Here is a 21,343-nt window from a genome sequence, read left to right as displayed (position 1 = left end):
GATGGCGCCCAACCAGCCGCTCGACCCCGCACCCAGCCTCGGGATCATCGGAGCGACCGGTGCGGTCGGCCGGGTCGTGCTCCAGATCCTCCCGATGCGGCGGCACCGCTGGGGCCGGCTCCGGGTCGCGGCCGGGACCGAGGATGTGGGCAGCGTCCTGCGCATCGGTGACGAGGAGGTGACGGTCGAGGCCGTCAGTGCCGAGTTCTTCGACGGGATCGACGTCGCGATCTTCGACATCCCGACCGGGATCGCCCGCGAGTGGGTCGAGCTCGCCGCCGCGCGCGGGGTCGTCTGCATCGACAACAGCACGGTCTTCCGCACCGAACCCGAGGTCCCGCTCGTCGTGCCGGAGGTCAACCCGCACAAGGTCGCGGACCGGCCGCGGGGCATCATCGCCAACCCGGGCGCCACGGTGATGACGATGATCGACGTGCTCGCCGTCCTCCACGGCGGCTGGGAGCTGACAAGCCTCGTCGTCACGACCCTCCAGGCGGCCTCCGGTCTGGGGCGGACGGGCATGGCCCGGCTGCACGACGAGCTCGACGTCGTCCACGGCGACCGCGAGCTCGGCACCCGGCCCGGCGACGTGCGCCGCCTCGTCGAGCACGAGCTCGGCCTCGACTCGCCGTTCCCGGCGCCGCTGGCGCTCAACCTCGTCCCGTTCGTCGGGCACCACGTCGGCGACGGGTGGACGTCCGAGGAGGTCAAGGTCCGCGAGGAGACACGCAAGATCCTCGACCTGCCGCACCTGCCCGTCTCGGCGACGTGCGTACGGGTGCCGGTCATCTCCTCCCACTCGGTGACGGTGCACGCCACCTTCGCCCAACGCATCAAGGTCGAGGACGCCCGGCAGGCCCTGGTCGAGGCTCCCGACGTCGTCGTCCTCGACGACCCCGACGAGCCCGAGTTCCCTACTCCCAACGACGTCGTCGGCGCCGACCCCCGCTTCGTCGGCCGGATCCGCCAGGCCCCGGACGCCCCGACCACCCTCGACCTCTTCGTGTGCGGTGACAACCTGCGCAAGGGCGCCGCGCTCAACATGCTCCAGACCGCCGAGCTCGTCGGGCGCACCCTCTGACGCGAAGCCCTGCCGCAGCGCTCGGCATTGACACCCCACGGGGCCGGGTCGACCATGGCCGGAGGCGGGTGCTCACCCCGACACCCGGCAGACCGAACGGGAGGCCGTGATGAACGGCAAGCGTCTCGTCGCGGTGCTGGTCCTGGCCCTGATGAGTCTCGGACTCGTCGGGCCCGCCCACGCCGCCACCACATTCACCGCGCGGCTCAGCGCCGGGCAGGAGGTGCCGGCGAACGAGAGCAAGGGCCGCGGAGCGGCCGTGTTCCAGCTGTCCGCCGACGGTACCGAGCTCAGGTACCGGCTCATCGTCGCGAACATCGACAACGTCGTTGCGGCCCACATCCACGTCGCGCCCGAGGGCGCCAACGGGCCGGTCGTCGCCTTCCTCTACGGCAACGCCGCGGCGGGCGGCGGCGCCGTCAACGGCGTCCTGGCGACCGGCACGATCACGGCTGCCGACCTCGTCGGCCCGCTCGCCGGCTCCGACCTGTCGGTGCTCGCCGCGACCATGGCTGCCGGGAACACGTACGTCAACGTGCACACCAACGACGGCGTGGCCCCGACGAACACGGGCCCGGGCGACCTCGCCGGTGGTGAGATCCGCGGCCAGATCGGCTGACCACGAGGCTCGCCCTCACCCCCCGGCAGGGTCGGCGCCCGGCGGCTGCCAGCGGCGGATGACCTCGTCGGCCGCCTCGGCGCTGGGCCGGTAGCCCCCGACCGCGCGGATGAACGCCGCGCCGCTCAGCGCGCGCAGGTCGAGCTCGGTGTCGGCATCGACGGTGGCCGTGCGCGGCACCGGGCGCAGCAGGGCGATCTCGCCGAACCCGTCCCCGGGCCCCAGGTCACGGCGGTACTCGCCGTCGACGCTGACCCGGGCCCGGCCGTCGACGATGACGTAGTAGTCGTCCCCGGCCTCCCCCTGGCCGAAGACCCGGTCGCCTGCCGGCACCAGGCGCGGCACGGCGCGGGTCGCGAGCTGCTCGATGACCGGCACCGGCAGCGGCCGCAGGATGGAGACCCGCTGCAGCAGCTCCACCTCGTGGGTCCGCACCTGGACGTCGCGGTCGACACCCCGCAGCCCGGGTGAGAGCAGGAGGGGGAGCCCGGCGAGGGCGAGGCCGAGGGCGAGCAGGGCGCCGCGGACCCCGAACAGGTCGACCAGCAGCGGCGCGCCCAGTGACCCGAGGGCCATCGCCAGGGTCCACAGCATCTCGGCGGCGCCCAGGACGCGCCCCAGCACCCGGTCGGGGGTCAGCCGTTGGATCAGCGTGAAGGCGGTGACGTCGACGAGGGCGTTGCCGACGCCGACCACCGCGAGCAGGGCGAGGGTCAGGAGCCAGGACGAGGTCGCGGCGACGACAGCGAGCGGCAGGCCCCACGTGGCCATCCCGACGCCGAAGAACACGGCCATCCGGGGGCTGCCCGCCAGCCGGAAGGTCGCGGATGCGCCGAGCAGGGCACCCGCGCCGAACGCCGCCCAGAGCAGACCGACCGCACCCTCGTCCAGGGCGAGCAGGTCGATGACGACCACCACCGCGAGGACGTTCAGGGCGCCACGGACCGCCACCTGGGCCGCCCCGATGCCCACCAGCAGGCGGATCCGCCCGTCGCCGGCCAGTGCCCGCCACCCGTCCACCAGGTCCCTGGTCACGCGGGCGGGCGGCGGGGTCTCCAGCTCCGGAACCTCCACCCGGATGCCGACCAGCTGCCAGGTGGCCACGGCGGTGCACGCGGTGGCCACGGCGAACCCGACGCCGGGGCCCTGCGCCGCGAGCGCGGCCCCGGCGAGAACGGGGCCCAGCAGAGCGGCCACGCCGTCGAGCAGGCTGCGGGTCGCGTTGGCACCGGTGAGCTCCGCCGGTGTGGTGCACAACGACGGCAGGAGGGCCACGTGCGCCGGGCGGAAGACGACGAAGGCGAGGGTGGCGAGCACGACACCGACGTACACCGGTGGCGAGGGCGTTCCCAGGAGCGCGCCGAGGGTGACGCCCAGGAGGGCGATGGTGCGCACGGCGCTGCTCAGCACGAGGACCCGTTGCCGCGGGACCCGGTCCACGAGGAGCGAGCCGAAGGGCAGGGCCACTCCGGCGGGCAGCAAGCGCAGGAAGCCGATCAGTCCGACCTCGGCGGCGCCGCCCTGCTGGTACGCGTAGACCGCGAGCGCGGTGAGGAAGGCGCCTTCGGCGGTCCAGGCGGCGAGGGAGGCGACCTGGGCCCGCCGCATGACCGGCCTGGTCATCGCGGCCGCGAGGGCACGACGTTCGGACGTGCCGGGTCGGCGGGTCACCACGGACCCGTCCGGTGAGCCGGCCGGCGGACCACCTTCGCACCGTACTCCTGCGGCCGTGGACGCCGATAGATTCGGCGCGTGAGCGACGCGCGTGAGCCGGTGCCCTTCGAGGTGTACGAGACCGGGGTGTACCTGCACGGCACGAAGGCGAACCTCGCGGTGGGCGAGCTGCTCGTGCCGGGCCGGCATTCGAACTTCGAGGAGGGCCGGGTGATGAACTACGTGTACTTCACCGCGACCCTCGATGCCGCGGTCTGGGGTGCCGAGCTCGCCTCGGGCGAGGGGCGGGGACGCATCTACCTCGTCGAGCCGACGGGCGACGTCGAGGACGACCCGAACGTCACGGACAAGAGGTTCCCCGGGAACCCGACGCAGTCCTTCCGCAGCCGCGAGCCGCTGCGGGTGGTCGGTGAGCTCTCGACGTGGGTCGGCCATTCGGAGGCGAAGCTCACCGCCATGCGCGAGGGGATCGAGGCGCTGAAGCGGCGGGGCGCGGCGCGCATCGAGGACTGAGCGCAGCGCGGCCGGCGTGTCCCCATCGTGACCGGCGCCACGCAAACGGGCCGGGTCTTGCGAGAATGGGTGGCGCTGCGCTGCCCGCCCCGAAGGAGCCCATGTCATGACCGTCCGCACCGTCGCCATGCTCACCGCCGGAGGCCTGGCCCCGTGCCTGTCCTCGGCCGTCGGGGGGCTCATCGAGCGGTACACCGCGGTCGCCCCCGACGTGCGGATCATCGCCTACCTCGGTGGCTACGCGGGCCTGCTCAAGGGCGACTACGTCGAGGTCACCTCCGAGGTGCGCGAAAAGGCCCACCTGCTGCACCGGTTCGGCGGCAGCCCGATCGGCAACAGCAGGGTCAAGCTCACCAACGTCGCGGACTGCGTCAAGCGCGGCCTCGTCCAGGAGGGCCAGGACCCGCTGCACGTGGCGGCCGAGCGGCTCACCGCCGACGGGGTCGACGTCCTGCACACCATCGGGGGCGACGACACGAACACGACCGCCGCCGACCTCGCCGCCTACCTCCACGAGAACGACTACGAGCTGACCGTCGTCGGGCTGCCGAAGACGATCGACAACGACGTCGTCCCGATCCGCCAGTCCCTCGGTGCGTGGACCGCGGCCGAGCAGGGCAGCCGCTTCGCGCAGAACATCATCGCCGAGCACTCCTCCAACCCCCGGATGCTCATCGTCCACGAGGTGATGGGCCGGCACTGCGGCTGGCTCACCGCAGCCACCGCCGCCGAGTACCACCGCTGGGTCGGCGAGCAGGAGTACGTCCCCGCCATCGGCAACGACCCGCGGGCCTGGGACGTGCACGCGGTCTTCGTGCCCGAGCGCCACATCGACGTCAAGGGCGAGGGCGAGCGTCTCCGCGCCGTCATGGACGAGGTCGGCTGCGTCAACATCTTCCTGTCCGAGGGCGCCGGCGTGGCCGAGGTGGTCGCAGAGCTCGAGGCCGCCGGGCAGGAGGTCCCCAAGGACCCGTTCGGCCACGTCCAGCTCGACAAGGTCAACCCCGGCGCGTGGTTTGCCAAGCAGTTCGCGGAGGTCCTCGGCGCCGAGAAGACGATGGTCCAGAAGTCCGGGTACTTCTCCCGGTCCGCCCCGGCCAACGCGCAGGACCTCGCGCTCATCAAGGAGTGCACCGACCTCGCCGTCGACGCCGCCCTGCGGGGCGAGCCGGGAGTCATCGGGCACGACGAGGAGCGGGGCGACGAGCTGCGGCCCATCGAGTTCCCCCGGATCCGCGGCGGCAAGGCCTTCGACGCCACGGCGCCGTGGTTCGTCGAGCTGCTGGGGTCGATCGGGCAGGCATGAGCCCGAACCCTCCGACGCCGGCCCGCAGATGAGGGAGACCACGGGCCTGGTCGACGGCTGGTGGGTCGCCGTCGTCATCTACGCACTGCTGCTCGTCGGGCAGCGGCTGTGGCGGGCCCGGACCTGGGTGCCGCCGGAATGGCCCGACGCCGACTACGGGTGGAAGGTCACCCATCTGCACTGGGTGCCGTTCCACGTCCTCGACGTCGTCTTCGGGGTGCCGCTGCTGTTCGCCTTCGTCTTCGCGCTCGTCGCCATCTGAAGGGCGCCCCTCGCCCCGAGCCGCCCGACCCGGCAGGATGAGCCGATGCTCGAGGATCTCTTCCTCCTTCCCGAGGAGCGCGCCAACCCCGACACCCGGGTCGATGCCCGGCACCCCGCGGGCGTCGCGTGGAGCACGGGCAACCGGGTCCGCCCGATCGTCCACGGGGCCCCCTACTTCGCGGAGCTGCACGAGCGGATCGGCCACCTGGGAAAGGGCGACCTGCTCTTCTTCGCGGACTGGCGGGGCGACCCGGACGAGCGGCTGACCGACGACCCCGGCTCCACCCTGTCGGCGACGCTCGTCGCGGCGGCGCGCCGGGGCGTGGTCGTCAAGGGGCTGCTGTGGCGGTCGCACTGGCGCCACTTCGGCTTCCACGCGGAGAAGTCGCGCAACCTCGGGCTGGCCATCGAGGAGGCGGGCGGGGAGTGCCTGCGCGACATGCGGGTCGCCCCGGGCGGGTCGCACCACCAGAAGTTCGTCGTCCTCCGGCACGCGGACGACCCCGCACGGGACATCGCCTACGTCGGCGGGATCGACCTGTGCCACAGCCGGCGCGACACCATCGAGCACGAGGGTGACCCGCAGACCATCCCGATGCCGCAGGTGTTCGGGCCACGGCCCGCGTGGCACGACGTGCACTGCGCGGTGCAGGGGCCGGCGGTCCACGACATCGAGACGACCTTCCGGGAGCGATGGGAGGACTCCACCCCGCTCACCCTCAACCCGGGTCGTCTGCTCTCCAGCCTCATCCAGAGGGAGGACCTCGACCCCGGCCCGTTGCCCGAGCAGGCCCCCCCGCCGCCCTCACCCGAGGACGCGCACGAGGCGGTGCAGGTCCTGCGCACCTACCCCGACCTGCTGACCAAGGGGTTCGACTTCGCCCCCGACGGGGAGCGCAGCATCGCCCTCGCCAACGCCAAGGTCGTGGGGACCGCCCGACGCCTCATCTACCTCGAGGACCAGTACCTCTGGTCCGAGGACGTGGGCCGGCACTTCGGCGACGCCCTGCGCGACAACCCCGAGCTCCGGCTCATCGCGGTCATCCCGATCACCCCGGACATGGACGGCGAGCTGTCCGCAGCCGGGCAGGAGTACGGTCGCCGGCTCGCGATGGACCTGATCCTGGAGGCCGGGGGAGACAGGGTCGCGTTGTACGGCCTCACGAGCCCGCAGGGCTTCCCGGTCTACGTGCACTCCAAGGTGTGCATCATCGACGACCGCTGGGCGAGCATCGGCTCGGACAACTTCAACCGGCGGTCCTGGACCAACGACTCCGAGATCGCGTGTGCGATCCAGGACGAGCGGGTGACCGGCGGTGACGCCGCGGCCCCGCGCGACGCGCTCACGCTGCGGCTGCGCCGTGAGCTCGTCGGGGAGCACGTCGGTCTCGACCCCGACGACGTTCCGGACGACCCGGACCAGGTGTGGGACCTCATGGCCGAGACGGCCGACGCGCTCGACGCCTACTACGGGGACTCCGGGCCCGACCGGGGCCGTGTCCACGTCCCCCGTCCCCGGGCTCCGATGCGGGGGACGGCGGTGCGCTGGCGGCGGCGGGGGAAGCCGGCGGCGGGCTCGCCGGGTGTCGAGCGGCCTCGGGGTCGGCTCCGCCGGATCGGGCCGCCCGAGCTGACGCGCCTGCAGCTGCTGTGGGCCTCGCGGGTGTACGACGCCTTCGACCCCAACGGCGTCCTGGGCCGGGGGGACGACCCGATCCCCCCGAGCTGACCGGGCGGACCCGGCCGTCCCGTCGATTCGGGCGGGACCCGGCCGTGTGGGATTCTGGGTGGCCGACCCGTGCTGTCCCCGTTCCCGCCCTCAGGAGCCTCCGCGTGCCCGACGCCCCCGCCAGCGACTTCCGCCCGGTCATCCTCGGTGGCGACATCACCGCCTACACCCTCGTGCGCACCTTCCACGAGGCCTACGGGGTCCGCCCGCTCGTCGTCAACATGACCGACGGGGGTCCGATCGCGCTGTCGACCCTGTGCGAGCACGTGTACGTCGAGGGCTTCGAGGCCGAGGGAGTCTTCGTCGAGACGCTCGAGCGGCTCGGCCGCGAGCACGGGGGTGAGGGGCGCCCCGCGCTCCTGCTCGTCGCCGCCGGCGACTGGTACGTCCGGATGATCATCGAGCACAAGGACCGCCTCGCACCCTGGTACACGATCCCGTACATCGACCTCGACCTGCTCGACCGCGTCGTGCGCAAGGACGTGTTCTACGGGATCCTCGACGAGGTCGGGGTGCCGTACCCGGCGACGGTCGTCGTCGACATGGCGACCGACGCGGGGGAGGAGCGCGACCTCCCGTTCGGCTTCCCGGTCGTCGCCAAGCCCGCCGACAGCGCCCGGTACCACTACGCGTCCTTCGAGGGGAAGAAGAAGGTCTTCGTCTGCGACACCCCCGAGCAGCTCGAGGACACCCTGCGCCGGGTGCGCGCGAGCAGCTACGACGGCAACCTGCTCCTCCAGGAGTTCATCCCCGGCGACGACACGAACATGCGCGTGCTCACGTGCTACTCGGACCGGGACGGCAAGGTCCGCTTCGGGTCGGTGGGGCACGTCCTCCTCGAGGAGCACCACCCGCTGGCCATCGGCAACCCGTGCGTCATCATCACCACCGAGATCGACGAGGTCATCGAGCAGGCGCGCCGCTTCCTCGAACACATCGGCTACGTGGGGTTCAGCAACTTCGACCTCAAGTACGACCGCCGCGACGGGACGTACAAGTTCTTCGAGATCAACGTCCGGCTCGGCCGCTCGAACTTCTACGTGACCGCGAACGGCGACAACGTCGCCGAGTGGTACGTCCGCGACTGGGTGCGCCACGAGCCGATGCAGGGCCTGACCATCGCCCGCGGCGAGCACCTGTTCACCTTCGTCCCGAAGTACGTCGTCAAGCACTACGTCCTGGACGAGGCCCTGCGCGACAAGGCGCTCGGGCTGATGCGGGCCGGCCGCGCCAGCGACCCCAACCGGTACGGCCCCGACCTCACCCTGAAGCGGCGGGTGTACAACCTCGCCTACCACGTCAACCAGGTGCGCAAGTTCCGGGCGCACTTCACGGACCGTCGATGACTGCCGCCGACCCGGTCCACGGTCAGCCCGGCGGCGTCGCCGGCGGGCTCGGTCCGGTCGCGACCGTGCACTTCCTGCGCAGGGTCGTCGAGCTGACCGATGCACGCCGCGACCAGGACCATGTCGATCTGCTCGTGTGGCAGCACGGGTCGATCCCGGATCGCACGGGGTTCCTCCGCGGGGAGAACGAGAGCCCGGAGCCCGCCCTCGTCGCGGACGCGGTGGCGCTCGAGCGGGCCGGGGCGCGGTTCGTCGCCGTCCCGTGCAACACGGCGATCGTGTGGGTCGAGCCGATGCGGGCTGCCGTCGGCATCGAGGTGCTCGACATCGTCGCCGAGACGGTGGCCGCGGCGCGCGAGGCGGTCCCCGGCATCACCCGGCTCGGGGTGCTCGCGACCGACGGCACCCTGGCGGCCGGTACCTACGCGCGCGCGGCGGAGCGTGCCGGTCTCGAGCTCGTCGTCCCCGACGACGCCGACCAGCGCGCGGTCATGGCCGTCATCTACGACGGCGTGAAGGCCGGCCGGCCGGTGCCGCGCGGGGACTTCGACCGGCTCGTCGAGCATCTCCGGGGCAAGGGCGCCCAGGCGGTGGCCCTCGGGTGCACCGAGCTGTCGGTGCTCCGCGGCGACCTCGGGATCGAGGACGAGACCATCGTCGACTCCCTCGACTCCCTCGCCCGGGCGACGATCCTGCGCGCCGGGGGCCGGCTGCGGGAGTCGCGGCGCGTCTGACGCGCGGTGGTCAGTCGGCCAGGTCGCGCAGCCGGGCCGCGACCGTCTCGGGCCGGGTGTCGGTGACCCACCCGCCGACCGCGCTCTCGGAGCCCGCGAGGTACTTGAGCTTGCCGGGGCCCCGCAGGACCGACATGACCTGGAGAAACAGCCTCGAGACGTCGCGTCCGGTGCGGGTCGGGGCCTGGTGCCAGGCCGCGATGTACGGCAGGGCGATGGGTAGCCCGCCGTCGCCGACGTGGTACCGGTCCAGCCGCCGGAGGAGGTCGAGGTAGACGGTCGCCAGCTCGTCGCGCTCCGCGTCCCCGAGTGCGACGAGGTCGGGGACGTCCCGGTGCGGGGCGAGGTGGACCTCGACGGGCCAGCGTGCCGCGTACGGGACGTAGGCGGTCCAGTGCTCACCCGAGAGCACGACACGGGACCCATCGGCGCGCTCGGCGGCCAGCAGGTCGGCGCCGAGCAGCCGCCCGGTCCGGCCGTGGTGCTCGGTGGCCCGGGCCAGGATCTCGGCGGTGCGTGCCGGCACGTACGGGTAGCCGTAGATCTGGCCGTGCGGGTGGTGCAGGGTCACGCCGATCTCCTGCCCCCGGTTCTCGAAGCAGAACACGTGGGCGATGTCGGGACTGCGACCGAGCGCGGCCGTCCGGTCGGCCCACACGTCGATGACGGTGCGGACGCGGTGCGGGCTGAGGCGGGCGAACGTGGACTCGTGGTCGCTGGTGAAGCACACGACCTCGGTGCGCCCGACCGCCGCGGAGTGCAGGAAGAAGTCGGGGGCGCTGACGTCGTCGTGCGCGACCGGGGCGTACGAGGGGAAGCGGTTCTCGAAGACCACGACGTCGTAGTCGACGTCGGGCACCTCGGACGGCACGCTGCCGTGGCCCGTGGGGCACAGCGGGCACTCGTCCTTCGGGGGCAGGAAGGTCCGGTTCATCCGGTGGCCCGCGACCGCGACCCAGTCGCCGACGAGGGCGTCGTAGCGCAGGTGGCCGGCCGCGGCACGAGGGCCCAGCTCGCGGGTGTCGACGGCGGTGCGGGCCGGGGCCTCGGCGGTGTCGTCGAAGTAGATGATCTCGCGGCCGTCGGCCAGGGTGCGGGTGGTCCGCCGAATCGCGTGAGTGAGGGTCATCCCGCCTCCTCCGCGGTGGTCTGCGCGCTCGCGACCGTGGCGGGGTCGGCGAGGACGACGTTCTCGATGGTGTCCTCGAGCACCTGCCGGGCCGGTGCCGGGATGCCGGCATCGGTGATGAGGGTGTGGACCGCGTCGAGGTCCATGAAGGTGGAGAGGCCGACGATGCCGATCTTGCTCCGGTCGGCCAGGACGCAGACGGACCTGCTCGACGCCACGAGCGCCCGGTTGGTCTCGGCCTCGACGAGGTTGGGGGTGGTGAGGCCGGCCGCCCGGTCGACGCCGTGCGCGCCGAGGAAGAGCCGGTCGACGTGCAGCCCGCGCAGGGCGTTGATCGCGACCGGGCCGACGAGCGCGTCGGACGGGGTGCGCACACCGCCGGTGAGGACGACGACGTGGCCGGCCGCCTGGGACTCGTGCAGCAGCTGTGCCACCGGCACGGAGTTGGTGACGACCGTCAGCTGGGGGACGGACCGGATCGCCTTCGCCAGCTCGTACGTCGTCGTCCCGGCCGAGATGGCGATGGTCGCGCCGGGGTGGACGAGGCGGGCCGCCTCCGCGGCGATCGCCTGCTTCTCGGCCGTCATGAGCATCGACTTGGCCGCGAAGCCCGGCTCGTCGGCGGCGCGGGGCTGGGTCGCGACGGCGCCGCCGTGGACCCGTTCGAGGAGCCCCTCCCCGTCGAGGCGCTCGATGTCGCGTCGGACGGTCATGTCGGAGACGCCGAGCCGCTCGACGAGCTCGGACACCCGGGCGGCGCCGTTCTGCTCCACGAGCGCGAGGATGGCGGCGCGGCGCTGACTCGCGAGCATGTCAGCCCTCCCTCACCACGGCCGCCGTGCGCGGCGCGACGGTCGTCACGGGCCCGACGTCGGCACCCGTCACGAGGTCGTGCCCCGAGATCGCGACCTCGCACGGGGCGTCGGTGTGGTTGAGGACGAAGACCCAGGAGCCGGAGTCGCCGCTGCGGCGGACGACCTCGACTCCGGCGGGGACGTCGGCGACCGCCGCGACGCCGGCCTCGGCCATGACCCTGCCCAGCAGCGTCGCGAGGGTGTCGTCGTCCGGCAGGGTGCCGAGGTACCAGGCGACACCGGCGCCGACCTCCCGTCGGGCCGCGGCAGGGCGGCCGGCGAGCGGGCCGGCGGCGTAGGCGAGGACGGGGGTGGCGCCCGCGAGGCGGGCGTCCTCCGACCAGACGGTGCCCTGACCGCCGCCCTCGAGGCCGACGACCTCACCGACCCGCAGCGGGAAGAACTCCTCGACGCGCACGCCGAGGAGGTCACGGAACGCGCCGGGGTAGCCGCCGAGACGGACGTGGTCGTGGGCGTCGGCGATGCCGGAGAAGTACGTGACGACGACGTGGGCCCCGGCCTCGGCGGCCGCGGCGACGGCGGCGGCCGCCGCGTCGGACACGAGGTAGAGGGTCGGCACGACGACGACGCGATAGCGCGAGAGATCGGTGTCGGGGTGCACGACGTCGCAGACGACGCCGCGGTCGCGCAGCAGGCGGTGCACGGTGTGGGCCGCGGTGACGTAGTCGAGCTCGGCCGAGGGCATGCACGGACCGGCGACGGCCCACTCGGCCTCGTAGTCCCACAGCAGGGCCACGTCGGCCTCGACCCGGGAGCCGACGAGCTCGCCGAGCCGCCCGGCGACCGCCCCCAGCTCGCACACCTCCCGGAACCGGTCCGAGTCCTCGCCCGCGTGCGGGACGAGCGCCGAGTGGAACTTCTCGGAGCCGGCGCGCGACTGCCGCCACTGGAAGAAGCCGATCGCGTCTGCCCCTCTGGCCACGTGGGTGAGGGAGTCGAGGATGGTGTCGCCGGGGAGCTTGGCCGGGTTGACGGGCTGCCAGTTGACGGCGCTCGTCGACTGCTCCATGAGCATCCAGGGAGCGCCTCCGGCCAGGCCCCGGGTGAGGTCGCCGTGGAAGGACAGCTCGGCCCGGGGGTGCTCCAGCGCGTCAACGACGTAGTGGTCGGTGCTCACGACGTCCTGGTGCGGTGCCCAGTCGTGGTAGTCCAGCAGGCGGAAGCTGCTGAGCGTCATGAAGTTCGTCGTCACCGGCACGTCGGGGGAGTGCCGCCGAATGACCTCCTTCTCGGCGAGGAAGAACTCCAGGAGGGTGTCCGAGCCGAAGCGGTGGTAGTCGAGCTCGTGCGTGGGGTTGCCGAAGGTCGTGGACAGCCGCGGGGGGAGCACGTCGTCCCACGCCGAGTAGCGCTGGCTCCAGAAGGCGGTGCCCCACGCCGCGTTGAGGTCGTCGAGGGTGCCGTAGCGGCGCTCGAGCCAGCGGCGGAAGCCCGCGGCGCAGGTGTCGCAGTAGCAGGGGAGGTTGTGGCAGGCGTACTCGTTCGACACGTGCCACATCGCGAGCGCCGGGTGGTCGTGGTAGCGAGTGGCCATCCGGTCGGTGAGGTCGAGGGCGGCGTCGCGGTACACCGGGGAGGACGGGCACCAGGCCTGGCGGCTGCCCGGCCACCGGACGCGGCCCTCGCGGTCGACAGGGAGGATCTCGGGGTACGCCGCGCTCAGCCAGGGCGGCGGGGTGGCCGTCGCCGTGGCGAGGTCGACCGCGATGTCGTTGTCGTGGAGCATCGTCATGATCTCGTCGAGCCAGCCGAACTCGTACTCGCCCTTGGTCGGCTCGAGCCAGGACCACGAGAACACCCCGAGGGTCACGAAGCTCACGCCCGCGTCGCGCATGAGCCGCATGTCGTCGGCCCAGACCCCGCGAGGCCACTGCTCGGGGTTGTAGTCGCCGCCGAAGGCGATGCGGTCGTCGGGCCATGGACGCATGGCCGACAGTGTGTTCGCGAAACGAACATCTGTCAACAGATACCAACACCTGTCGTGCGGCCCATGTCCGATGGCGTGCGATAGCCCGCTGATCCCCAGGATGCGGCGATCCCAACGTCACAACTTGGTGTCGGGGTCTTGACACGCTGCGGCTTCCTGTCCAGACTCCGGGGAAGCAGATGTTGGTTTCTGATCGAATATGTCAGAACCTGCCACTCGTCAAAGGAGACACCATGGCACGCCCGGCCTCGCGCGACACCTCCCTCACCGTCCCCGCCTCGTTCAGTGCGGTCAACCGCCGGAGCCTGCTGCGTGGCGCCCTCGGCGCGGGCGCGCTGCTCACCGTCCCGGGCGCCCTGGCCGCCTGCGGTGGCGACACCGCCACGTCCGGTGGCGGCGGTGCGTCGGCCGCTCCCGGCCCGGTGAAGTTCGGCATGAACGAGGCGAAGGGCTCCGGTCCCGCCTACGAGCGGCTCCAGGCGATGGCCGACGCCTACGCGCAGAAGGCCGGGGTCGAGGTCTCGGCCAACGCGGTCGACCACAACACCTTCCAGGAGAGCATCAGCACCTACCTGCAGGGCACCCCGGATGACGTGTTCACGTGGTTCGCCGGCTACCGGATGGCGCAGTTCGCCGAGAACGGCGTCATCGCCGACATCAGCGACGTGTGGCCCATCGACGGCCTGAGTGACGCCTTCAAGGAGGCCTCCACCGCGCCCGACGGCAACCAGTACTTCGTCCCGGTCAGCTACTACCCGTGGGCGGTCTTCTACCGCAAGTCGGTCTTCGAGAAGAACGGCTGGGCCGAGCCCACCTCGCTCGACGAGCTGAACGCGCTCATGGAGGACATGCAGGGCAAGAAGGTCACCCCCTTCGCGTTCGCGGCCAAGGACGCCTGGGCGCCGATGGGCACCTTCGACATCCTCAACATGCGTCTCAACGGCTACGACTTCCACATGCAGCTGACCAAGGGCGAGCAGAAGTGGGACAGCCCGGAGGTCCGCAACGTCTTCCAGACGTGGAAGACGCTGCTGCCCTACCACCAGGAGAACGCGCTGGGGCGCACCTGGCAGGAGGCCGCCACGTCGATGGCCAACGAGGAGTGCGGCATGTACCTGCTCGGCACCTTCGTCGTCGACGGGGTCCCCGCGGAGACCCAGGACGACCTCGACTTCTTCACCTTCCCCGCCCTCGACGCCAGCATCGGGTCCGACGCGCTCGACGCCCCCATCGACGGGTTCTGCGTCGCGGCGGCCACCGACAACGAGGAGGCGGCCAAGGCGTTCATCGGCTGGCTGGGCACGGCAGAGGCCGCCGACGCCGCCAACAGCTCGGCCTCCGCGCCGTTCATCGCCGCCAACTCGAACGCGAGCACCGAGGCCTACGGCGCCCTGCAGAAGAAGTCCGCCGAGGTGGTCCAGAACGCCAAGTCCATCGCGCAGTTCCTCGACCGCGACACCAACGCCGACCTGGCGAACACCGTGATCACCGCGTCCATCCAGGACTTCCTCAAGAACCCCGACAACATCGACTCGATCACGACGTCCATCCAGCAGCAGGCCGCCTCGATCCTCGGCTGACGCCGGGTCGAGGAGCGATCATGACCACCGCCACGCCCACGCAGGACGCCCCCCGGGTGAAGAAGCGCCGAGGGGCGGCCCGGGTCGAGAAGCGCAGAGGCACCCGCGACCGTCTCGTCATCGGGGCGATGGTCGGGATCCCCACGGTCCTCGTCGTCTGGCTCGTCTGGCTGCCGGCGCTGGCCTCGGTGGCGCTGTCCTTCGCCCGGTGGAACGGGTTCAAGCTCAGCTCGCTGGAGTGGGTCGGGACGCAGAACTACACCGACATCACGACCATCTACCCACCGTTCTGGCCGGCGATCCAGCACAACCTCATCTGGCTCGTCTTCCTCTTCGTCCTGCCGACGACCCTCGGGATCCTGCTGGCTGTGATCCTGGACCGCGAGATGTGGGGAAGTCGCTTCTACCAGACGGCGTTCTACCTGCCGGTCGTGCTCTCGATGGCGCTCGTCGGCTTCATCTGGCAGCTCTTCTACTCCACCGACCAGGGTCTGATCAACGAGGTGTTCGGGTCCAACGTCGACTGGTACGGGGACCCCGACATCAACCTGTGGGCGGTGCTCGTCGCCACGGCGTGGCGGCACACCGGGTACATCATGTTGATCTACCTGGCCGGCCTCAAGGGCGTCGACGCGTCGCTGCGCGAGGCGGCGTCGGTCGACGGGGCCAGCGAGGTGAAGACGTTCTTCCACGTCATCTTCCCGGTGATGCGGCCGATCAACCTCATCGTGCTCGTCATCGTCGTCATCGAGTCGCTCCGGGCGTTCGACATCGTCTGGATCATCAACAAGGGCCGCAACGGCCTCGAGCTGATCTCGGCCCTGGTGTCGCAGAACGTCATCGGCGAGGCCACCCGGTACGGCTTCGGCTCTGCCCTCGCCGTCATCATGATGGTCATCTCGTCGGTGTTCATCACGATCTACCTACGGATCGTCTTCCGGGAGGAGCGCCGATGAGCGCCACCACCGCCCCCCCGACCGCCGTCGGGACGCCCCGCGTCAAGGAGCGTGGCCCCGGCGGCGGGGTGATCAACCGCCGCCGCGGCTCCGTCGCCACCGTCATCATGTTGGTTCTGGCGATCGCCTGGCTCTTCCCGCTCCTGTGGGCGCTCTACAACTCCTTCCGGGAGTACTCCTACACCCAGGTCAACGGGTACTTCTCCGTCGGCGGGTGGACCCTGGACAACTACCAGGAGGCCTGGAGCCGCGGCAACTTCGGGCTCCACCTCAAGAACTCGCTGCTCATCACGGTCCCGGCGGTGGCGCTGACGCTGTTCCTGTCCTCGCTCGTCGCCTTCGTGCTGGCACGGTTCTCCTACCGGTTCAACCTCACCCTCCTCGGGGTCTTCCTCGCGGCAAACCTCCTCCCGCCGCAGGCCCTGCTCATCCCCGTCTTCCGGATGTTCCGTGAGATCCCGCTGCCGACGTTCATGAGCGAGAGCGGCACGATGCTCAACAGCTTCTGGGCGCTGATCTTCGTCAACACCGCGTTCCAGATGGGGTTCTGCGCGTTCGTGCTGAGCAACTACATGAAGACCCTTCCGCACGAGATCTACGAGTCCGCGGAGCTCGACGGGGCGAGTGTCTGGCGCCAGTACTGGCAGCTGACGATGCCGCTCGTCCGGCCGGCCCTGGCCGCCCTGGCCACCCTGCAGGTGACCTGGATCTACAACGAGTTCTTCTGGGCGACCGTCCTCATCTCGCGCGGCGAGAAGTTCCCGGTCACCAGCGCGCTGAACAACCTGCGCGGGCAGTTCTTCGCCGACACCAACCTGGTCGCCGCCGGGTCGATCATCGTCGCCCTGCCCGTCCTCATCGTGTTCTTCGTGCTGCAGAAGCAGTTCGTCTCCGGCCTCACGCTGGGCTCGACCAAGGGGTGAGCGCCACCACGACCGTCCTGCGTGGCGGTGGAGCGTGTCTGGTCCTGGTGCAGGACGGCGATTCCCTCCCAGCCGTCCTGCACTGGGGCACAGATCTGTCCGAGGATGCCCTCGCCGACCTTGTCCTCGTGCGGGACGGTCCGGCGGCGCACAACGCCCTCGACGACCCGTGGGACCTCACCGTGCTTCCCACCTCGGCAGACGGCTGGCTCGGTACTCCCGGTATCGCGGTCCACCGGGCCGGGGGTTCGGCGGCGCCTCGGTGGGAGGCCACCGTCGGTGCAGAGGGCGGGCGATGCGTCGTCCGGGCGTATGCCGAAGCGGTCGCCGCTTCCGTCGAACTGAAGTACGCCCTCGATGTTCACGGGGTGCTGACCGTGTCGTCGACGGTGACCTCGACGGCGTCCCCGGGCGAGCCGCCTTTGGAGCTGGCCGCCCTGCGGATGCTCCTGCCCCTGCCGACCCGGGCCGACGAGGTGCTCGACCTCACCGGCCGCTGGATGCGCGAGCGGATCCCGCAGCGACACCGCGTCACCGACGGCTCGTTCGTGCGCACCGGTCGGCGCGGCCGCACCGGCGCCGACGCGACCCTGCTCCTCACGGTCGGCGAGGCCGGCTTCGGGTTCCGCCACGGCGAGGTCTGGTCGGTCCACGTGGCGTGGAGCGGCAACCACGAGCACCTCGTCGAGCGGCTGCCCGAGCGGGCCGGGGCCCACACCTCGGTCCTCGGCGGTGGCGAGGCGCTGGCCCCCGGGGAGGTCCGGCTCGGGGCGGGGGAGACCTACACGGCCCCCGACGTGGTCGCCGTGTGGTCCCCGGTGGGACTGGACGGGGTGACCAACGCCCTCGTGCGCCACCAGCGTTCGGGTCCGGACTACCGCGCGGGGACCCCGAGGCCGCTGGTCCTCAACACCTGGGAGGCCGTCTACTTCCGGACTGACCTGGACCAGCTGACTCGCCTCGCCGACACCGCCGCGTCGGTCGGGGTCGAGCGTTTCGTCCTCGACGACGGCTGGTTCGGCGCGCGCCGCGACCAGTCCCGGGGGCTCGGCGACTGGCAGGTCTCGGCCGCCGTGTGGCCCCAGGGGCTGGGCCCCCTCGTCGACCACGTCAAGGGACTCGGGATGGAGTTCGGCCTGTGGTTCGAACCCGAGATGGTCAACCTCGACTCCGATGTCGTGCGCGCCCACCCCGAGTGGGTTCTGGGTCCGGTCGCGGGGCCGACCGCGACGTCGCGCCGGCAGCACGTCCTCGACCTGGCGAACCCGGAGGCGTTCGACTACGTCCTCGACGCGATGAGCGGCCTCGTCTCGGAGTACGGCATCGACTACATCAAGTGGGACCACAACCGCGACCTCCACGAGGCCGTACGCACCGATCGCTCCGGCGTGGACCGGCCGGCCGTCCGGGCCCAGACCCTGGCGACCTACCGGCTGCTCGACGAGCTGCGACGTCGCCACCCGCGCCTCGAGATCGAGTCGTGCTCCAGTGGCGGCGCCCGGGTCGACCTCGGGGTCCTGTCGCGCACCGACCGGGTGTGGCCCTCGGACTGCAACGACGCCCTCGAACGGGTCGCGATCCAACGGTGGACCGGGCTTCTCGTCGCGCCGGAACGGATGGGCAGCCACATCGGCCCGCCGAGAGCCCACACGACGCACCGCGACCTCGACCTCTCGCTGCGGATGCTCGTCGCGCTCGGCGGCCATGCCGGGCTCGAGTGGGACATCTCCCAGTGCTCGGAGACCGAGCTCGACGCGTTGCGGGCCTGGGCGGGGCTCTACCGCGAGCTGCGCCGGCTGCTGCACAGCGGGGCCATCGTGCGCTCGGACCACCCGGACCCCTCGCTCAGCGTGAGCGGGGTGGTGGCGGCAGACCGCACCGAGGCGGTGTTCACCGTCGTCCAGATGGCGTCCGGCCGGGGGGTCAGCCCGGGACTGCTGCCGCTCCCCGGGCTGGACCGTGGACGCCGCTACCTCCTGCGGGTCCGGTCCGAGGCCGGCCTGCCGGAGACGGTCCAGAACCGAGGACCGGACTGGTTCCACCAGGCCCATGCAGAGGGAGTCGTCGTCTCCGGGGGCTTCCTCGACGCCGTCGGGCTGCCGCTGCCGGTCCTGGCCCCGGCGCAGGGCTTCCTGCTGCACCTGACCGCCGTCGGCTGAAGCCGCGGCGCCGCGAGCCAGGCTATGCCGATCCCTGGCCGGGCTATGCGCCAGCCGTCCGGCCGTCCCCGGTGGCGTCGGAGGTGGCGCGAGCTCTCGTAGCGTCGGTCCCGACCGCGACAGACGACCTCAGGAACACGGTGGACGAGCAGATCCTGGCGACCCAGAAGTGGCTGAACACGACGTACGCCGCAGCGAATGGGTGGGTCCCGGTCGTCGAGGACGGCCTCACCGGCTGGGACGTCATCTACGGGCTTCGGCGGGGTCTGCAATGGGAGCTCGGCATCTCGCCTGTGGCGTCCGGGTTCGGAGACCAGACCCGAGCGGCATATCAGGCCCAGATCGGGCGGATCGACGCCGCGAGCCCGACCCCCGGCAACGTCCTACGGATCCTCAGTGGCGCGCTGTGGTGCAAGGGGTACGCCGGCCTCTACGACGGTGCTGCCGTCTCGTTCTCCTCGATGGAGTCCTCGGTCAGCACGGTCCGTGACCATCTGGGTCTCGGCCCGGACAACCCCTTCGTCGACGTGAAACTCATGGCGTCGCTGCTGTCGATGGACGCCTACAGGATCCCGTTCTTCGGGGACGGGACCGCCGCGGTCCGCGAGGTTCAGCAGTGGCTCAACGGGACGTTCTCGCATCGTCGGGACTTCGCTCTCGTCCCCTGCGACGGGATATTCTCGCGGCAGGTGCAGACCGCGCTGCTGTTCGCCCTGCAGTATGAGTTCGGCATGGCCGACGGCGTCGCGAACGGCAACTTCGGCCCCGGCACCCGCAACGGGCTGAAGACACAGGCTCCGGTCGGTCCGGGGAGCGTTGACGGCGCCAAGAACTTCGTGCGGCTCTTCCAGGGCGCGATGCGCTTCAACCGGATCGACGCCCCGTTCACCGGCACCTTCGACGCGCAGACGAGCAGCGAAGCCTCGACCTTCCAGTCCTTCATGGAGATCCCGGTCACGGGCGCGGGCGACTACACGACCTGGTGCAACCTGCTCGTGTCCAACGGTGACACGACGATCGCCACCAAGGGGTTCGACACCAACCGTCAGCTCACGTTGGCCCAGGCCAACGGCGCACGGTCCAACGGGTACACGCACGTCGGCCGCTACACCGTGGGCAGTGGGAAGTTCATCACCTCCGGGGAGCTGGACGCGCTCAAGGCCTCCGGCCTCAAGCTGTTCCCGCTCCACCAGAGGTTCAACAACAGTGCTTCGACGATGACGCGAGACGCCGGGCGGACCCAGGGCCTCGAAGCAGTCGAACGGTGTCGCACCCTCGGCTTGCCGTCCGGCAGCCTCGTCTTCTTCAGCGTCGACTTCGACCCCGTCGGCGAGACGATCCACGGCCCGGTCCTGGACTTCTTCGAGGGCGTGAACGACGTCATGGGCTCCGTCCTCAACGGCAGCTATGAGGTCGGCGTGTACGGCACGCGCAACGTCTGCCAGGTGATGCTCGACGAGGGCAAGGCCAAGGGCGCCTTCGTCGCGGGCATGTCGACCGGCTTCTCCGGGAACATGGGGTTCCCGATGCCGACCGAGTGGCACTACAACCAGATCGTCGAGGTCACCGAGAACCTCGGGGGGACGTCCATCCCCGTCGACCACGACGTGGTGTCGTCCCGGGCTGCTGCAGTCGACCTCTCCACGGTGGTTGGCCCACCGGTCGAGCGCGACGGCTCGACCTCCGCTACGGGCTTCGACGTCGTCTTCGAATGGATCTGCCGCGCCGAGGTGGCCTGCGAGCGGGCGATCAAGGAGGCCGACAGCGCCCTATACCCGGTGAAGCAGTGGGTCGTCGCCGTCCCCGACTACATCCTCCACCACCTGCGAATCCCCGAGTACTGGAACGGCGCGTACAGCGGGCTGTGGGGTCTCTACACCCCCCAGGGCGACCCCGACGAGTACGCCGCCGTGGCTCGGGCCGTCAGCGAAGGCGCACTGGAGGACCTGTCCCCGACGCGACCCAGCAGTACCCGGGACGTGCCGCACTGGGCCGCTACGATGCTCGGCTACCGCACCTGGGGGATCGAGACCGCGCACGACGACTACGGGCTCGGCGACCTCGGCGGCTGGCCGCTCGACCTCCTTCAGGCCTGGGGCGTCTACCAGAAGCTGGCGTCTGGTCCGGACCTATTCACCTGGATGACGGACAACCTCGGGTCCTCGGACTCCTCTGGATTCGGGTACGGCGACGTGGTCGCCGATGTCGACGCGTGGCTCATCGCCGCAGCGCTCAAGGAGTCGTCGGGGGGGACGCTGTCCTCGTCGAGCCGGGGCGTGTTGAGGATGACGACGGCCCAACGGATCGGGGCGTTCTACGCGGAGCGCTTCGGCTCGTCGGAGTCGAACATCGCGACCGCGTTCGCCAAGCTCGCCGACGGCATCGACGTGGGCCCCGTCGACAACTTCCCCTTCACGGTCGACAAGCTCCGAGAGGCCTCCGGAGCCTCCAGGATGCCGACCGAGGCGGAGGCGCGGACCTGCGGGCAGGCCTTCGGTCGCGTACTCGGACGGCTCGGAGCATGATCG

The 21,343-nt window shown here is 71.3% G+C and carries 17 protein-coding genes; 13 read left to right on the top strand and 4 right to left on the bottom strand.

Annotation, left to right across the window (positions count from 1 at the left end):
- Window position 1 precedes the first annotated feature (1 nt).
- Together Q0963_RS12110 and Q0963_RS12105 are read left to right on the top strand one after the other, a co-directional pair.
- A complete protein-coding gene (locus Q0963_RS12110) occupies window positions 2-1,081 on the top strand; it encodes an aspartate-semialdehyde dehydrogenase (RefSeq protein ID WP_299446149.1) in 1,080 nt (359 codons plus the stop codon).
- A gap of 109 nt (window positions 1,082-1,190) precedes the next feature.
- A complete protein-coding gene (locus Q0963_RS12105) occupies window positions 1,191-1,700 on the top strand; it encodes a CHRD domain-containing protein (protein ID WP_299446146.1) in 510 nt (169 codons plus the stop codon).
- Between the two features lie 15 nt (window positions 1,701-1,715).
- On the opposite strand, the gene Q0963_RS12100 is transcribed toward Q0963_RS12105, so the two are convergent.
- The gene (locus Q0963_RS12100; RefSeq protein ID WP_299446143.1) at window positions 1,716-3,371 is read right to left on the bottom strand and encodes an MFS transporter; all 1,656 of its coding nucleotides are present in this window, start codon (window positions 3,369-3,371) and stop codon (window positions 1,716-1,718) included.
- A gap of 81 nt (window positions 3,372-3,452) precedes the next feature.
- Here Q0963_RS12100 and arr point away from each other — a divergent pair, with 81 nt between their 5' ends.
- From arr to Q0963_RS12070, 6 genes are all read left to right on the top strand, one after another.
- Window positions 3,453-3,887 (top strand): NAD(+)--rifampin ADP-ribosyltransferase, encoded by a 435-nt coding sequence (gene arr / locus Q0963_RS12095; protein ID WP_299446140.1) that lies wholly within the window; start codon window positions 3,453-3,455, stop codon window positions 3,885-3,887.
- A gap of 106 nt (window positions 3,888-3,993) precedes the next feature.
- The gene (locus Q0963_RS12090) at window positions 3,994-5,193 is read left to right on the top strand and encodes a pyrophosphate--fructose-6-phosphate 1-phosphotransferase (RefSeq protein WP_299446138.1); all 1,200 of its coding nucleotides are present in this window, start codon (window positions 3,994-3,996) and stop codon (window positions 5,191-5,193) included.
- 28 nt (window positions 5,194-5,221) lie between these two features.
- Window positions 5,222-5,455, top strand: coding sequence for a hypothetical protein (locus Q0963_RS12085; protein WP_299446136.1), 234 nt, complete (start codon window positions 5,222-5,224; stop codon window positions 5,453-5,455).
- A gap of 45 nt (window positions 5,456-5,500) precedes the next feature.
- The gene (locus Q0963_RS12080) at window positions 5,501-7,186 is read left to right on the top strand and encodes a phospholipase D family protein (protein ID WP_299446134.1); all 1,686 of its coding nucleotides are present in this window, start codon (window positions 5,501-5,503) and stop codon (window positions 7,184-7,186) included.
- A 104-nt stretch (window positions 7,187-7,290) separates the two neighbouring features.
- A complete protein-coding gene (locus Q0963_RS12075) occupies window positions 7,291-8,532 on the top strand; it encodes a carboxylate--amine ligase (RefSeq protein ID WP_299446132.1) in 1,242 nt (413 codons plus the stop codon).
- Window positions 8,529-9,266 carry an aspartate/glutamate racemase family protein gene (locus tag Q0963_RS12070; RefSeq protein ID WP_299446130.1) on the top strand — a complete coding sequence of 246 codons (738 nt, stop codon included), beginning with the start codon at window positions 8,529-8,531 and terminating at the stop codon, window positions 9,264-9,266. The genes Q0963_RS12075 and Q0963_RS12070 overlap by 4 nt, the downstream gene beginning before the upstream one ends.
- Before the next feature lie 10 nt (window positions 9,267-9,276).
- Here Q0963_RS12070 and galT read toward each other — a convergent pair whose 3' ends face one another.
- Genes galT through Q0963_RS12055 form a run of 3 tightly spaced genes read right to left on the bottom strand, consistent with a single transcriptional unit; the run spans window position 9,277 to window position 13,197 of the window.
- Window positions 9,277-10,395, bottom strand: coding sequence for a galactose-1-phosphate uridylyltransferase (gene galT / locus Q0963_RS12065; protein WP_299446127.1), 1,119 nt, complete (start codon window positions 10,393-10,395; stop codon window positions 9,277-9,279).
- Window positions 10,392-11,207 (bottom strand): DeoR/GlpR family DNA-binding transcription regulator, encoded by an 816-nt coding sequence (locus Q0963_RS12060; protein ID WP_299446124.1) that lies wholly within the window; start codon window positions 11,205-11,207, stop codon window positions 10,392-10,394. The genes galT and Q0963_RS12060 overlap by 4 nt, the downstream gene beginning before the upstream one ends.
- A 1-nt stretch (window position 11,208) precedes the next feature.
- The gene (locus Q0963_RS12055; RefSeq protein ID WP_299446121.1) at window positions 11,209-13,197 is read right to left on the bottom strand and encodes a beta-galactosidase; all 1,989 of its coding nucleotides are present in this window, start codon (window positions 13,195-13,197) and stop codon (window positions 11,209-11,211) included.
- Between the two features lie 233 nt (window positions 13,198-13,430).
- Between Q0963_RS12055 and Q0963_RS12050 the strand changes: the two genes are divergently transcribed.
- From Q0963_RS12050 to Q0963_RS12030, 5 genes are all read left to right on the top strand, one after another.
- On the top strand, window positions 13,431-14,777 hold the full coding sequence (locus tag Q0963_RS12050; protein ID WP_299446119.1) for an ABC transporter substrate-binding protein: 1,347 nt from the start codon (window positions 13,431-13,433) through the stop codon (window positions 14,775-14,777).
- Window positions 14,778-14,797: 20 nt separating this feature from the next.
- Window positions 14,798-15,733, top strand: a complete 936-nt coding sequence (locus tag Q0963_RS12045; RefSeq protein ID WP_299446117.1) for a carbohydrate ABC transporter permease — start codon at window positions 14,798-14,800, stop codon at window positions 15,731-15,733.
- Window positions 15,730-16,656: a carbohydrate ABC transporter permease gene (locus Q0963_RS12040; protein WP_299446115.1), complete on the top strand. Its 927-nt coding sequence runs from the start codon at window positions 15,730-15,732 to the stop codon at window positions 16,654-16,656. The genes Q0963_RS12045 and Q0963_RS12040 overlap by 4 nt, the downstream gene beginning before the upstream one ends.
- Entirely contained in the window at window positions 16,653-18,815 is a 2,163-nt protein-coding gene (locus tag Q0963_RS12035) for an alpha-galactosidase (protein WP_299446112.1), read from the top strand. The genes Q0963_RS12040 and Q0963_RS12035 overlap by 4 nt, the downstream gene beginning before the upstream one ends.
- Window positions 18,816-18,955: 140 nt before the next feature.
- Window positions 18,956-21,340, top strand: a complete 2,385-nt coding sequence (locus tag Q0963_RS12030; RefSeq protein WP_299446109.1) for a glycoside hydrolase domain-containing protein — start codon at window positions 18,956-18,958, stop codon at window positions 21,338-21,340.
- Window positions 21,341-21,343 lie beyond the last annotated feature (3 nt).

Source organism: uncultured Phycicoccus sp., from assembly GCF_947495705.1.
GTDB lineage: Bacteria > Actinomycetota > Actinomycetes > Actinomycetales > Dermatophilaceae > Phycicoccus.
The sequence above is the reverse complement of the archived record's forward strand: the minus strand, read 5'-3'. Positions and strand labels throughout refer to the sequence as shown.

What these genes read in the sequence shown, in the direction of transcription:
- Q0963_RS12110 (WP_299446149.1), top strand. Translation starts at nt 2, where the DNA reads ATGGCGCCCAACCAGCCGCTCGACCCCGCACCCAGCCTCGGGATCATC.
- Q0963_RS12105 (WP_299446146.1), top strand. Translation starts at nt 1,191, where the DNA reads ATGAACGGCAAGCGTCTCGTCGCGGTGCTGGTCCTGGCCCTGATGAGT.
- Q0963_RS12090 (WP_299446138.1), top strand. Translation starts at nt 3,994, where the DNA reads ATGACCGTCCGCACCGTCGCCATGCTCACCGCCGGAGGCCTGGCCCCG.
- Q0963_RS12085 (WP_299446136.1), top strand. Translation starts at nt 5,222, where the DNA reads ATGAGGGAGACCACGGGCCTGGTCGACGGCTGGTGGGTCGCCGTCGTC.
- Q0963_RS12080 (WP_299446134.1), top strand. Translation starts at nt 5,501, where the DNA reads ATGCTCGAGGATCTCTTCCTCCTTCCCGAGGAGCGCGCCAACCCCGAC.
- Q0963_RS12070 (WP_299446130.1), top strand. Translation starts at nt 8,529, where the DNA reads ATGACTGCCGCCGACCCGGTCCACGGTCAGCCCGGCGGCGTCGCCGGC.
- galT (WP_299446127.1), bottom strand. Translation starts at nt 10,395, where the DNA reads ATGACCCTCACTCACGCGATTCGGCGGACCACCCGCACCCTGGCCGAC.
- Q0963_RS12060 (WP_299446124.1), bottom strand. Translation starts at nt 11,207, where the DNA reads ATGCTCGCGAGTCAGCGCCGCGCCGCCATCCTCGCGCTCGTGGAGCAG.
- Q0963_RS12055 (WP_299446121.1), bottom strand. Translation starts at nt 13,197, where the DNA reads ATGCGTCCATGGCCCGACGACCGCATCGCCTTCGGCGGCGACTACAAC.
- Q0963_RS12050 (WP_299446119.1), top strand. Translation starts at nt 13,431, where the DNA reads ATGGCACGCCCGGCCTCGCGCGACACCTCCCTCACCGTCCCCGCCTCG.
- Q0963_RS12045 (WP_299446117.1), top strand. Translation starts at nt 14,798, where the DNA reads ATGACCACCGCCACGCCCACGCAGGACGCCCCCCGGGTGAAGAAGCGC.
- Q0963_RS12040 (WP_299446115.1), top strand. Translation starts at nt 15,730, where the DNA reads ATGAGCGCCACCACCGCCCCCCCGACCGCCGTCGGGACGCCCCGCGTC.